This is a genomic window from Bacillus cereus group sp. RP43 (genome assembly GCF_040459645.1).
GTDB lineage: Bacteria > Bacillota > Bacilli > Bacillales > Bacillaceae_G > Bacillus_A > Bacillus_A mycoides_C.
Genome location: NZ_JARVHQ010000001.1, coordinates 196317 through 210617, shown reverse-complemented (window position 1 = coordinate 210617; position 14301 = coordinate 196317). Strand labels below are relative to the sequence as shown.

The window sequence follows — 14301 nt, the reverse complement described above, 5'->3', positions numbered from 1 at the left end:
CCTACTTCACCCCCAATGTTTTCAATGTAGTTTGAAGCGGATCCCCTAGTAGTTCTGGCATTACCCCAATTGCAATAATACAAACGATAAGCACTATAACAGGAATGTACTCCCATCCGTGTATATCAGATTTCGCTTCCCATTCTTTCTTACCAAATGTCACTTGAAGTGTCGCTCTTAATACGTATACAGCGGTTAAAATAATTCCAAGTACACCTGCGGCAGCGATAACCGGTTTCCCTTGGAATAAACCGAGAAAGGCAAGGAATTCGCTAATAAATCCAGACATCCCTGGCATTCCAAGCGATGCCATACCACCCGCTAAGAAGAAACCACTAAGCACTGGAACACTTTTTGCGAGTCCACCAAGTGCTGTAATATCCGAAGTCCCGAAACGCTCTTCAATAATGCCAAGCAAGAAGAAGAGCAAGGCCGCAATTAAACCGTGAGACACAACTTGGAACAGCGCCCCTTGTGTACCTGGTGCATTTAACGCCGCAAGTCCCATTAATACAATACCCATATGCGAAATACTAGAGTAAGCAAGTACCTTCCTAAAGTCCGTTTGGATGAGTGCTAGAAAGGCCCCGTACAATAAATTAATGACTCCCAAAATCGCAATTAGCGTTGCAAAATCACGAAAATATTCTGGGAATAATCCTTTCCCGAAGCGAACAATACCGTACGCGCCAATCTTCAGCAAAACTCCCGCATGAAGCATAACTACGGCCGGGTGCGCTTCTATGTGTACATTGACCATCCAGCGATGCAAAGGAAAAACAGGGAGTTTAATCGCAAAGGCAGTCATTATGGCAAGAAACAAGCCGAACTGTAAGCTGCTTGAGACAGCCATTCCTCCCCCAGCACCTACACTCGTTAATATTTCTTTAAGCTCCGCAATATTTGTTGTACCTGTTTTTGCAAATAAAACCGAGAAAACGATAAGTAAAATAGCTGATCCAATACCGTTATATATTAAATAACTATATGCAGCCTTTTCACTCGACAATTTCCCCCACTTGCCAATTAATAAAAACATTGGTGGCAACGTAATTTCAAAGAAGATGAAGAACAGCATTAAATTTTGAGCAGCGAAGACACCGAGCATCCCTATTTCTAGCATGAGTAACAGCATGTAGAATGCTTTCAAATTTCTTTTAATGGAAAATGCCGCAATAGCTGCGAGCATCGCTAAAAGGGCTGTGAGCACCATCATTACAAGCGATAAACCATCAATACCAAGCTCGTAATAAATTGAAAACCACCTTTTGTCCACTGCTGTGAAATCCCCAAATTTAATCCAGTTCACTTTTTCATCAAATATCGATAAACTCTTTCCTGAAGCGTATGTACAAGCGAGGACGATAGCAACTCCAAATGGAAGCGCCGTTCCGAATAAACCAAGCGCCTGCACTGTACGCGATTCTCGTTTCGGCGTTAATAAAAGCAAGAGAATTCCTAAAAGTGGGGAAAAAATGAAGAACGTTAATAGCAATCCATTCACCGTAAATCCCCTCCCGTATATAACAAAATAATTAGGAGCACTGCGAGCGAAACTGCTGTTACAGTTCCATACACTTGTACATTCCCGTTTTGAAGCCGCGATCCTAGGCCACTCATACCTTTAACGAGTCCAGCAATTAAAACTGCGATTCCTTCTACAACGTATACTTCAAATAAGCGAAGCACATGAGCGATTCCTTTCGTAATAGGAAGCACCGTCACATTGTATAGTTCATCCACATAATATTTTTCTTTCAAAAGTTTATAAAGAGACGTCCCTTCACCGCCGGCCCAATCTCTAGAGATAGATTTCTTACCATATATGAAATATGCGAGGGCAATTCCCGCAAATGAAACGAGCGTCGCAACAACCATAATCCAAACAGGTCCATGCACTTCCTTCACCTGGAATCCTATATCTTTCGTAAGCCAATCCCCAAGAAACGTTCCGAACCACGGTGTATTTATATAACCTGCCACTACCGCAAGAACACCAAGGACAATCATCGGATACGTCATGGTGCGAGGTGATTCATGCACCTCTTCCTTCGTCTTTGTTTCCCCCGTAAAGACAAGAAAATATAGACGGAACATATAAAATGCTGTTAGAAATGCCGCAATTACTGCTAAAACGAATAGAAAGTAATTGCCATTCATCCAAGCCGCCGCTAAAATTTCATCTTTACTAAAAAATCCGGAAAGAAGAGGAACACCACTAATTGCAAGTGTGCCTATTAAAAATAGTGCACCGGTTACTTTCATCTTTTTCTGTAAACCGCCCATTTTATTAATGTTTTGCGTATGGACTGCATGAATTACACTTCCTGCCGCTAAGAACAATAATGCTTTAAAAAAGGCGTGTGTCGTTAAGTGAAAGATACCAGCTACATAACCAGCAGAGCCTAGCGCAAGCATCATATACCCGAGCTGACTAACTGTAGAGTAAGCAAGAACCCTCTTAATATCAGTTTGTACTAGACCAATAGAGGCCGCAAAGATTGCAGTGAAAGCCCCAACGATTGCCACAGTTTGCATCGCTACCACACTTGCTGAAAATAGCGGGAACATCGTCGCTACTAAATATACGCCGGCTGCAACCATCGTTGCCGCGTGAATAAGTGCCGAAACAGGCGTCGGTCCTTCCATTGCATCTGGCAACCATGTATGAAGCGGGAATTGACCCGATTTCCCCATCGCACCGATAAAAATTAATATCGCCGTTATTGTAATCATGGAAGGAGAGAGGTCGCCCGTATGAATCGCTTTAAAAATCGCGTCATATTCAAAACTACCTGCGTGCCAAAAAATTAAAATCATCCCAATAAATAGCCCAACATCCCCAATGCGTGTCATAATAAAAGCCTTTTTTGCAGCAGCCTTCGCTTCTTCTTTAAAGAAATAAAAACCGATAAGTAAAAACGAACCAAGGCCGACTAACTCCCAAAATATATAAAGCTGTAATAAATTCGTCGATATAACTAGCCCAAGCATCGCAAAGGTAAAGAGCCCTAAATATGCATAAAAGGTTGGTAATCTGGCGTCGCCTTTCATATAACCTTTTGAGTACACATGTACAAGAAAACTCACAAGCGTAACGATAAACAACATTAAAGCTCCTAATGCGGTAACTTCAAAACCAAATGATATATCTATATCTCCTACCCTAAGCCATACCCACTTATGCTTCACTGCCTCGGATGAAAACCGTTCTATTAGTACCACTACCGCAGAGAGAAAGGAGAGAAAGGTAAAGAAAATACCTAGTACACTACTTCCCTCTCTAATTTTCTTCCCGAACACAATAAGTAACAAAAATGAAACAAGCGGGAAAAGCGGTATGAGCCATGCATAATCGATCATTGTTTCCTTCCCCCTTTTCGGTCACAATGCTATCCTTTGAGCGTATCCATCTCATCTACATGAACTGTCGGGCGATTACGGTACAAAGCAATCAAAATTGCAAGACCTACCGCTGCCTCCGCTGCCGCTACAGACATCGTAAACAGCGAAAAAATTTGTCCTGTTAAATTTGGAAACAAGCCTAATTTACTAAACGCTACTAAATTTAAATTGGCAGCGTTTAACATCAATTCGATACAAACTAATACAATTACTGTATTTCGCTTTGTTAAAGCTCCAAATAAGCCGATGCAAAACAAAATAATCGCAAGTGTTAAATACGCAGAAGCCGGAACGCTACTCATGGGAATCCTCCTCTCCCTCATCCTTCTTCGCAAGGATAATCGCTCCTACAAGTGCTACAAGTAAAATAACTGAGGTTAACTCGAATGGAATAATATATTTTGAATAGAGAAGTGTACCGATTTGAAGTGTGTTGTTTTCATGGAGAGGTAAACTTCCTTGTGTGCTTTGATTTGAAAAATCGATACTATTAACAGCGAAATACATAACTGCTCCAAATGCTACAACCGCAAAGAAGATAATCCATTTTCGAAGAGTAAGGCGCGATTCATTTTCCGCGTTATGTTTCGTTAACATAATGCCAAAAATCATAATAATAGTGATCGCACCAGAGTAAAGTAAAATTTGTGCAACTCCGATAAATTCGGCCGATAAGAGAAAGTACAAACCTGCAATGCTAAGGAATGTAAGTACAAGAGCCAGCATCATATGCATTACTTTCGTTAAGTTCAGCATAAGCACTCCGCCGATAATCGCAGACAAGGATAGGATAAAGAATGCTACAAACTCGCCATTCATGCTTTATTCTCCTTCCTGACGTTCTCGTCGTTCTCGTCAAGCCACTGCAAGTTTTTAAATAAATCATCACGTGAATACTCTGCGAGTTCAAAGTTATTTGTCATTACAATCGCCTCTGTCGGGCAAACTTCTGTACATAAATCGCAAAGAATACAAATTTCAAAATTAATATCATACGTGTCGATGATTTTTCCTTTTTTCGTAGGATCAGGATGTTTTTTTCCTGTTAATTGAATGCAATCTGTCGGACAAATGTTGGAACACTGATTACAAACAATACATTTCTCTGGATAAAACTTTTGAATACCCCGAAAGCGGTCTGGTAATGGTAGCGGCTGATTCGGATAATCATACGTCACCTTTTTCTTACTCAAATTACTAAGCGTATATTTTAACCCTTTAAATAGTCCTTTCATCTCTTACTGGCACCCCCTTTATAGATTAGAAGAATAGCTCCTTAATCAATGCCGTTAAGAAAATATTTGCAAGTGCGATTGGTAATAATACTTTCCAGCCAAACTCCATTAACTGGTCACCTCTTATACGCGGGAACGTAACGCGGAACCAAATTAACAGAAAGACCACACTGCTGAATTTCAAAGCAAACCATACTGCTCCTGGAATAAATCCAAGGAACATAACTGGGTTCCAGCCTCCTAAAAAGAGTACTGTAGTTAAAGATGCCATCCCGAAGAAATACACATACTCTGAAAGCATGAAAAACGCCCAGCGAAACCCTGAGTATTCTGTATGGTATCCAGAAACAAGTTCTGACTCCGCTTCGGGTAAATCAAACGGTGTCCTATTTAACTCTGCAACTGCCGCGATTAAGAAAACGACGAAACCGATTGGCTGTGCGAAAATGTACCATACCTTCTCCTGCGCCGCTACAATCTCATTTAAATTAAGACTACCTGCTAACAAAACGACGCCAATTACACTCATCACAAGTGGAATCTCATAAGAAATCATTTGCGCTGCTGCGCGCATCCCTCCTAAAAGGGAATATTTATTATTTGATGCCCATCCCCCAGTTACAACTCCGATCGTCGTAATCCCAGAAATAGCAATGTAATACAGTAATCCTACGCCAATATCCGCGAACTGAAATTTATCAGTAAATGGGATAACCGCAAGCACCATAAATGCTGGTGCGAATGCAATAACAGGTGCTAATATAAACAACGGTTTATCAGCAGCTTTCGGAATGCTATCTTCTTTTAATAATAGTTTCAAAACATCAGCTACCGTTTGTAGTAAACCGAACCGGCCCCCAACTTGGTTTGGTCCAATCCGTCCTTGCATAAACCCCATCACTTTCCGTTCTGCCAAAATACCGTATGTAACGAAGCCAAGGACTGCAAATAATAGAAGCACCGCTAATCCGAAAAAAATGAAGAAATTCGTCCAACTTGAAGGTGATTGTAAGAGCGTCTCAATCATTAGCCGTCAACCTCCCCAAGTACAATATCAACCCCACCTAAAATCGTAATTAAATTGGCGATGTTTTCACCTTTCAATAACTTCGGTAAGATTTGCAAATTATAAAAAGACGGTCTGCGAAATTTCAAACGGTACGGCTCTTTCTTTCCATCACTAGCAATATAACAGCCAATCTCTCCCCGTGGTGACTCTATACGGACGAACGCTTCTCCTTTAGGTGCTTTAATAATTTTCGGCACTTTCGCAAGCACAGCTCCATCTTTTGGGAACTGCTCGGCTGCTTGCTCAATAATTTTTAATGACTCCTCAATTTCCTTCATCCGGCAAACGTAGCGGTCCCAAGCATCTCCCGCGATCCCTACAGGAATATCAAAGTCAAAACGATCATAAATAGAATACGGCTCATCTTTGCGAAGGTCAAAGTGGACTCCCGTGCACCGCAAATTTGCGCCGCTTAAAGAATACGAAATCGCCTCTTCCGCGCTATATACGCCAACGCCTTTCACACGATTCAAGAAAATTTCATTTCCGCTAACAAGGTCGTGGTAACCTGCCAATTGCTCTCTCATATATGGAACAAACTCTTTTACCTTTTCAATCCAACCATCCGGCGCATCCCACTTCACACCGCCGACTCTCATATAGTTGAAAGTAAGCCTTGCACCGCACAATTCATTTAATAAATTTATAATCATTTCTCGTTCACGAAACGCATATAGAAATGGACTAACCGCTCCTATATCAAGAAGGTTCGTTCCCCACCAAACAAGATGGCTCGCAACCCTCCCGAGCTCCATCGCAAGCACCCGTAAGTATTCAGCACGCTCTGGAATCTCAAGATCCATCATCGTCTCTACAGCATGGCAAATGACGTAATTATTCGTCATCGCTGATAAATAGTCCATTCGATCTGTATACGGGATAATTTGCGTATATTGCAGGCTCTCAGCAATCTTTTCTGTTCCGCGATGCAAATACCCGATAACTGGTGTAGCCTCTTTAATAATTTCCCCGTCAATCTTAATTACAAGCCGAAACACACCATGTGTACTTGGGTGCTGCGGTCCTACATTTAAGAGCATCTCTTCCGTACGGATCACAAGCTACACCTCCACATCATACGGTTCATAATCTTTCCTAAGCGGATACCCTACCCAATCATCCGGCATTAAAATGCGAGATAAATTAGGATGACCTTTAAACACAATACCGAGCAAATCATACGCTTCACGCTCCGGCCAATCTGCCCCTTTCCAAAGCGGCGTCACCGATTCTACTTGCGGCGCTTCCCTATCCAGCTTTACCTTCACTGCTACTGACTGTTTCTTTCCATATGAAAATAAATGAACATACACTTCCATATGTGTCACAAAATCCGTCGCATGTATCTCTGACATATAATCAAAAGCAAGCCCCTCATGGAATCGCATTAATTCCATCACTTCATAATATTTTGAAGGCTCCGCCACAAGAGTTGGAACATCTTTTGAAAGCTTATTAATATAGGAATCTACTAATGCATATTCCCCTATCTTCTCCTTAACAACCTCCACATAGCGATTTAAATATGGTTGGTTAACTGATGGTTCTTCCTGCTGCGGTTCATCTTCTATCTTATTTACAGCTCCCTTTGCCCTTGCTGCAGCAGCGGCTTTCGCTTTCGCGGCTGCAATTGCCTTTGCTTTCTCATCCCCTGAATCCCCATCACCTTGTGAGGATTTTACTTTCGCCAACGCTGCCGCTTTTGCTTTTGCAGCTGCTACAGCCTTTGCCTTCGCTTTTTCTTCGTCCGTTACTTCTTCGCTTCCTTCTCGCTTTTGCTTCGCTAGTGCCGCTGCTTTCGCTTTTGCAGCTGCTGCAGCTTTCGCCTTCGCTTTGACTTTTTCTTCGTCCGTTACCTCTTCTGACCCTTCTCGCTTTTGCTTCGCTAGTGCCGCTGCTTTCGCTTTTGCAGCTGCTGCAGCTTTCGCCTTCGCTTTGACTTTTTCTTCGTCCGTTACCTCTTCTGACCCTTCTCGCTTTTGCTTCGCTAGTGCCGCTGCTTTCGCTTTTGCAGCTGCTGCAGCTTTCGCCTTCGCTTTGACTTTTTCTTCGTCCGTTACTTCTTCTGACCCTTCTCGCTTTTGCTTCGCTAGTGCCGCTGCTTTCGCTTTTGCAGCTGCTGCGGCTTTCGCCTTCGCTTTTGCTTTGTCTTCGTCCGTTACTTCTTCGCTTCCTTCTCGCTTTTGCTTCGCTAGTGCTGAGGCTTTCGCTTCTTCTACATTAATCCTCTTATCTTTTGGTAGCGCTTTCTCTTTTTCTCGATGTTCTCCTTTAAGTTTAGACATTTCCGCCTCATGTTTCGCAGCAAGACGTTTTCGCGCTTCCTCTTTCGCATGACGGGCTGCTTCTCTTTTCATGCTTTCTAAGTCTTTATTTGGATCACTCATTTATTCGTCACCTGCTTCCCGGTCCTCGCCTCGTAACGAATTTTTTCTTTTAATTTATTAATTCCATAAATTAAAGCAGCAGGATTCGGAGGGCATCCAGGAATATACACATCAACTGGTACAATTTGATCTACACCTTTCACAACAGCATACGAATTCACATACGGACCACCGGCTGTTGCACAAGAGCCCATCGCAATTACCCACTTTGGTTCAGGCATTTGATCATATAAGCGCCGAACAATAGGCGCCATTTTCTTCGTTACCGTTCCTGACACAATCATGACATCCGATTGTCTTGGTGAAGTCCGAAAAAATGACCCAAATCGATCTAAATCGTAATGTGATGAACCTACTCCCATCATTTCAATCGCACAGCATGCCAGTCCAAATGTCATCGGCCATAAAGAATTGCTCCGCGCCCATCCCTTCAACTGTTCCAATGTAGAAAAAAAGATATTTCTTTCTAATTCCGCTCGCTCCTGTGGGTGTAATTCCTCAAAATTTATAACCATTGTAACACCTTCTTTTTCCAAGCATACGCTAATCCAACTAGCAACATCACAACAAAAATGAGCATTTCAATCAGTGCAAATAAACCAAGCTTGTCATATGCAACAGCCCATGGATATAAAAATAAAGTTTCTACATCAAAGATGACGAACAATAAAGCGAAAATATAATAACGAGCATGAAACCGAATATTAGCATCATGAAAAGGCTCAATTCCACTCTCATACGTCGTCGCTTTCGCTGCACTCGGTTTATTTGGACGCAGCATTTTCCCTAATGTAAGAGCCACTACCGGCAGCAATATACCTAATAGCAAGAAAATCAAAACGATCATATAACTATTTTCATATACACTTGCCATTGTGAAACCCTCCCCCCTGAATTAAGAACAAGTTCACATAGTAAACAATATGTCTTACTTGCATCATTTATTATTTTTAAATTTTTCTAAATAATGCAACTATTCAATTCATTATAGCAAACTTCAAATTCCTATGTCGATATATTGGGAACAGAAACAACAATTAATACTTGCTGAATAAATCTATTTTTACAACTCCTTATAAATGTGTAAAATAAATATAGAAATTCTATATGTTTTTCAAGCAATCCTAAAAAACATAAACTAAAAAAAGGTGGTTCTTATGTATATACAGTGGGTGATATAAATGAAAAAACAAACACATGTAAGTATTCTTATAAGCATTTCATTGTTGTATATAGCTATTCATTACGTATCAATGTCCTTTTTATATGAGTACGCACTCCCATTTCAAATAGTAACTGGAATAAGTACCATATTAATTGATATTACAATTTGCAGTTATATATTTTATTTTTCAAATATAAAACAAGGGTTATCTCGTTTGTTTTGGATAACATTAACTATCGGATCCTTCTCTTATTTCATCGGCGATATAGTAGTTGCTTATCAACGCTTGATTCTGCATGACTACTATACATTCGTTGATCCATCAGACTTTTTTTACTTATTATTTTTAATTAGCTTTGCATTTGCCGTTCTATATGAAATTATTTATGGCCGAGACTTATTGGAACAGCTTTTTACGATATGTGATATTTGTATTATTGTTACAGCTCAATTTACTTTAAGCTACTATTTGCTTATTGAAAGAACCATTCATATTTTTACAACATCATATATCGACATGCTTGTTCAACTCACGTATCCAATGGCTGATTTACTCTTTCTTCTAATAGGAATCAATCTTTTATTCAGACCATTATTCTTACTACCAAAACAAGTTGGCGCTCTTCTTGGCAGTGCTTTAATTTTGTATGCTACTACGGATGCTATTTATGCTTATATAAAATACTTCCAGCCTGAGCACTCTATGTTCACAGTTGCTCCATTCTATCAAGTAACCTTATTATTGGTAGCAATCGCTTGTATACTTCACACAAAAGAGCCCGAAAAACAAGAACAAGTATTACTAACGCCTCAATTTGGTGAATCAATCCGATTATCATTACCGTATATTTCTGTCGTGATGCTTATTGTTTTTATATTGGTCGAAAATGTTTTTGCACCTATCGTAGTAATTGGACTTATGGTAACTTTCGCCTTCGTTCTCATACGCCATACGTTAGTTCGAAGACAAAATAAAATATTATTGCTAGCACAAATGCAATTCAGCTTAGAACTCGAGAAACAAATTGAACTACGTACAGAAGATTTAGTAGAACAAAAAAATGAGTTATATCATAACCAACAAATGTTTAAATCTTTATACGAGCATCATCCAGATCCAATTTTCACATTAGATTTGTACGGTAATTTTCTAAATGTGAACAACGCTGGAACTACTTTACTCGGTTATCAAACGAATGAATTATTAAACCAACCATACTATTCACTTATGTATGAAGAAGATTTGGAAGAAATCATTAATGCCTTTCATCACGTAAAAAAAGGGACCTCTATTTCTTTAGAAATACGGGCATATCATAAAAATAAAGATATTTACTATTTACATGTTACAGCTGTTCCCATCTTTTTAAAGGAACATATTTCTGGGGCCTATTTAATGATTAAAGATATTACAGAAAGCAAGCAGCAACAAGAGCAAATTAATTTCCTAGCATATCACGATACTTTAACGGAACTTGCGAATCGCCGTTCATTTCATCAACAGTTAGAAAAGGCAATTGCACGAGCAAAAATATCGAAAAGACCTTTTGCTGTTATGTTTCTAGACCTAGATCGCTTTAAAGTTATTAATGATACTCTCGGTCACCGGGTAGGAGATCTTCTATTAATTGCAGTAGCAAAAAGACTAGAACGAATATCGACGTCAAATATGAAACTTGCTCGGTTAGCTGGGGATGAATTCACAATTCTTATAGAAGATTATAAAGAAGATAGAGATATACAAAAAATAGCTGATATGATTGTACTATCTATGAATGAGCCATTCGAAATTGAAAATCAACACTTACAAATCTCGCCAAGTATCGGGATTGCAATATACCCAGAAGCAGGCGAAGATCCGTTATCTATTTTACAACATGCTGATATGGCCATGTACGAAACCAAAAATAAAGGAAAGAATGGTAGCTCACTTTATACGAAAGAGTTATATAAAAAAATGGAGCGAAAAGCTCGAATTGAAAAAGATTTACCACTTGCTTTAGTAAATAAAGAATTCTTTCTCGTCTATCAACCACAAGTTGACATTACAACGAATAAAATCATCGGTGCCGAAGCTTTAATCCGTTGGAAACATCCACTATTAGGTGACATTTCACCATGTGAGTTCATTCCAATTGTGGAAGAGACTCCGCAGGTCATCCCACTTGGACATTGGGTGTTAAGAGAATCTTGTCGTCAACTAAAAATATGGCAAAGTTTTGGATACACAAACTTAAAAATGAGTGTCAATTTATCAGCGAAAGAATTTCAACAAAATCAATTAATCGAAAATATTTCACGAATACTAAAGGACGTTGAGATTGACCCGAAAGATGTAACACTTGAACTAACAGAACGAATTGCGATGATTGATGAAAAAGAAACATTATCTAGACTAAAGCAATTAAAAGAATATGGTATTCAAACGTCCATTGATGACTTCGGTACCGGCTATTCTTCTCTTGCTTATTTATCAATTTTCCCTATCGATACATTAAAAGTACCAAAAGAATTTACACAACTAGCCGACCATCGACCTGAAGAAAGAGCTATCGTTTCCACTATCCTTTCTCTTGCAAATACTTTAAATCTCTCCGTCGTTGCTGAAGGAATTGAAACAGAAAAACAGCTTAAATTCCTACAAAAAAACAACTGTAAATACATGCAAGGTTACTATTTCAGTAAACCTCTAACAAGTAAAGAATTTATAAGATTTCTACAAAAAACACCCAGTATGAACCAATAGTTCACACTGGGTGTTTTTATCCCGCTATTTGCGGGCAGTGAAGCTAGTAATCCGCGGGGGATGGCCCCCACAGATTACAGTTTCACTTTATAGTGTTGGAATTTTTTTCTCGTAATATTCTTCTGCAATCTCTTCGTAAAAAGCTGCTGACGTAGTATAAAAATATGGAATTAACCATAAAAATCCAATCCCTAATGTAATACAACTTAATATAAACCAACCAATAAAACTTAAACATAAAATGAAATACTCCATTTTATGTCCGTCCATCATACGACGGCTTTCTGTAATAGCTTGATTTATGGAATACTCCGGATGATCATTTATTATAAAGTACGTCATTGCATAAGAAAATGATTTAATAATACCTGGAATAATAAATAGTAAGCACCATAAGAAAATATAAATGTTTACTACTATATATAATAAAAATGACTTTATAAACTTACTTCCTTCTGTAAACCATCTGAATATATGCCCAATACGCGCTTCTTTTTCACGAATTAAATGTAGCGCTAAATAATAGCCACCTAGCGTTAATGGACCTACCAGAAATATTGTAATAACGTCTACTGTAAGTGAGCTATTTACTTCTTTCCAATCCCAAACCTGAGAGAAAATGAAATCAATACTAAAACTAAAAGCTGAAATAAGAATCGAAAGAAGTAGTGTTGCCCCGACAGCTAATCCCCATTTTCCTTCTAGTGAGTCCAGCGCTTCTCCTTTTAAATCACTAATCATACTTGGCCTCCTATACGTAACAATTCTATTAGTATAGCATATTCCTACTGCAATTCACCTTTTGCAATATAGTGATAAAAATGCGCTGTCGTTGTACCTACATATGGACTAAGCCAAAGAAACCCTATTCCAAGAGTAAAAATCGCTAAGATAGCCCATCCTATGAAGCTAAGCCATAAAAGAAATAAATCTAGTTTATGCCCCTTCATAAGGTTCTTACTTTCTTTCATCGCCTGCGAAACACTATATTCTGGTTTTTCAACCATCACATAATACGTCATCGAATATGAAAAATACAGAACAGCGATTACAATGATCGAAATAGCTAGTAAAACAAAGAAAGCGATTATGAAAGATGGGTTGGCATTCTCATCAAAAAAGCCTAATATCCCAAATACAATCATTCCAAGCATCGGAACCCACGTACCTGTATATAACAAAAGTGCAAGCATAGCCCACATTGTTTTCATCATTCTTTTAAAACCACGAAATCCTTCAAATAAATAATCCACTCTAGCATCTTCTCGTTTACTTATTTGTAGAAACACATTCGTATAACCGTATGAAGTAATACCATAAGCTGCAGAACCTAAAATTATCATAAGGCAATAAAAAATCCCAAACGTAATACTAGCTCCAATTGACATCGCTCCTTCTTCAATTGAACCAGTTGAAATAGTCACTAAAAGAAATATTATAACTCCTGGAATTAATAGTATAAGCATTACAGCCATTGAAACGACGTAACTTATAATATGATATAAAATCGTCGATCCAACACCTAAGCCCCATTTCCCCTTCAAGGAATGTAATGCTTCTTGTTTCATTTCACCGATCATTTGTTCATCTCCTTTATAAAAATATAAGTTGTCATGTACTTCCTACTTATACAAATCACAATATAATTATACCAATTTTGTAAGTTTATTCTATCAATTAAATTTAGTTTCGAAATTTAAACAAAAAACCAACTCGCAGTTCTTTTTATTTCTTAATTTCCACTTAGCATGGGGCAGAAAAAGGCTCTGGCCGCTTCTATGCACAGCTATATGCTCTCTCCTACCTAAAAAGATAAAAAGAAGCATTTTTCCTCTTTTAATTTATATTCATAACAAAAAATCCGTAAAGGCAAGAGCCCTTACGGATTTTTTTACTTCATATCGGAAACGTTTAAACGGTTCACAGCACGCTGCAAGGCCATTTCTGCACGTCTAAAGTCAACATGTGCTTGTTTATCTTGCATACGTTGCTCAGCGCGACGTTTCGATTCATTTGCACGATGGATATCGATATGGTTTGCTTCTTCAGCAGATGATGATAATATAGTTACTTTATCTGGACGAACTTCGATAAAGCCACCACTTACTGCTACATAATCAGTGTGCCCACCATTTTTCAGACGAACCGCACTAATTTTTAATGGTGCAACAGTTGGAATGTGACCTGGTAAGATCCCCATTTCCCCACTCTCTGCTTTTACGCTTACCATTTCTACTTCTTTTTCGTAAACCGGTCCATCAGGAGTTACAATACTGACTGGAAATGTCTTCATA

The 14301-nt window shown here is 38.9% G+C and carries 14 protein-coding genes; 1 reads left to right on the top strand and 13 read right to left on the bottom strand.

Annotation, left to right across the window (positions count from 1 at the left end):
- Position 1: 1 nt before the first annotated feature.
- The 10 genes from QCI75_RS01035 to nuoA are packed head-to-tail and all read right to left on the bottom strand — an operon-like array spanning position 2 to position 8970.
- On the bottom strand, positions 2 to 1504 hold the full coding sequence (locus QCI75_RS01035; protein WP_353759845.1) for an NADH-quinone oxidoreductase subunit M: 1503 nt from the start codon (positions 1502 to 1504) through the stop codon (positions 2 to 4).
- Positions 1501 to 3363 carry an NADH-quinone oxidoreductase subunit L gene (nuoL, locus tag QCI75_RS01030; RefSeq protein ID WP_144506169.1) on the bottom strand — a complete coding sequence of 621 codons (1863 nt, stop codon included), beginning with the start codon at positions 3361 to 3363 and terminating at the stop codon, positions 1501 to 1503. Before nuoL ends, QCI75_RS01035 begins: the two co-directional genes overlap by 4 nt.
- A gap of 29 nt (positions 3364 to 3392) precedes the next feature.
- On the bottom strand, positions 3393 to 3707 hold the full coding sequence (nuoK, locus tag QCI75_RS01025; RefSeq protein ID WP_000100081.1) for an NADH-quinone oxidoreductase subunit NuoK: 315 nt from the start codon (positions 3705 to 3707) through the stop codon (positions 3393 to 3395).
- Positions 3700 to 4224, bottom strand: a complete 525-nt coding sequence (locus QCI75_RS01020) for an NADH-quinone oxidoreductase subunit J (protein WP_001012819.1) — start codon at positions 4222 to 4224, stop codon at positions 3700 to 3702. Before QCI75_RS01020 ends, nuoK begins: the two co-directional genes overlap by 8 nt.
- Entirely contained in the window at positions 4221 to 4640 is a 420-nt protein-coding gene (gene nuoI / locus QCI75_RS01015) for an NADH-quinone oxidoreductase subunit NuoI (protein WP_000677191.1), read from the bottom strand. The genes QCI75_RS01020 and nuoI overlap by 4 nt, the downstream gene beginning before the upstream one ends.
- Positions 4641 to 4665: 25 nt before the next feature.
- Positions 4666 to 5667 (bottom strand): NADH-quinone oxidoreductase subunit NuoH, encoded by a 1002-nt coding sequence (gene nuoH, locus QCI75_RS01010; protein WP_144506166.1) that lies wholly within the window; start codon positions 5665 to 5667, stop codon positions 4666 to 4668.
- A complete protein-coding gene (gene nuoD / locus QCI75_RS01005; protein WP_353759844.1) occupies positions 5667 to 6767 on the bottom strand; it encodes an NADH-quinone oxidoreductase subunit NuoD in 1101 nt (366 codons plus the stop codon). The genes nuoH and nuoD overlap by 1 nt, the downstream gene beginning before the upstream one ends.
- Positions 6768 to 6770: 3 nt before the next feature.
- Positions 6771 to 8096, bottom strand: a complete 1326-nt coding sequence (locus QCI75_RS01000; RefSeq protein WP_353759843.1) for an NADH-quinone oxidoreductase subunit C — start codon at positions 8094 to 8096, stop codon at positions 6771 to 6773.
- Positions 8093 to 8611: an NADH-quinone oxidoreductase subunit NuoB gene (gene nuoB / locus QCI75_RS00995; RefSeq protein ID WP_002089729.1), complete on the bottom strand. Its 519-nt coding sequence runs from the start codon at positions 8609 to 8611 to the stop codon at positions 8093 to 8095. Before nuoB ends, QCI75_RS01000 begins: the two co-directional genes overlap by 4 nt.
- Positions 8602 to 8970, bottom strand: coding sequence for an NADH-quinone oxidoreductase subunit NuoA (gene nuoA, locus QCI75_RS00990; RefSeq protein WP_000179270.1), 369 nt, complete (start codon positions 8968 to 8970; stop codon positions 8602 to 8604). The genes nuoB and nuoA overlap by 10 nt, the downstream gene beginning before the upstream one ends.
- 307 nt (positions 8971 to 9277) lie before the next feature.
- Between nuoA and QCI75_RS00985 the strand changes: the two genes are divergently transcribed.
- Positions 9278 to 12007 (top strand): putative bifunctional diguanylate cyclase/phosphodiesterase, encoded by a 2730-nt coding sequence (locus tag QCI75_RS00985; RefSeq protein WP_353759842.1) that lies wholly within the window; start codon positions 9278 to 9280, stop codon positions 12005 to 12007.
- An 87-nt stretch (positions 12008 to 12094) separates the two neighbouring features.
- Here QCI75_RS00985 and QCI75_RS00980 read toward each other — a convergent pair whose 3' ends face one another.
- The 3 genes from QCI75_RS00980 to atpC form a co-directional block, all read right to left on the bottom strand.
- Complete coding sequence (locus QCI75_RS00980; RefSeq protein ID WP_144506163.1) at positions 12095 to 12748, bottom strand: DUF975 family protein; 654 nt, start codon at positions 12746 to 12748, stop codon at positions 12095 to 12097.
- Between the two features lie 44 nt (positions 12749 to 12792).
- Positions 12793 to 13587, bottom strand: coding sequence for a DUF975 family protein (locus QCI75_RS00975; RefSeq protein ID WP_353759841.1), 795 nt, complete (start codon positions 13585 to 13587; stop codon positions 12793 to 12795).
- A gap of 311 nt (positions 13588 to 13898) precedes the next feature.
- The gene (gene atpC / locus QCI75_RS00970) at positions 13899 to 14300 is read right to left on the bottom strand and encodes a F0F1 ATP synthase subunit epsilon (protein ID WP_002123795.1); all 402 of its coding nucleotides are present in this window, start codon (positions 14298 to 14300) and stop codon (positions 13899 to 13901) included.
- Position 14301 lies beyond the last annotated feature (1 nt).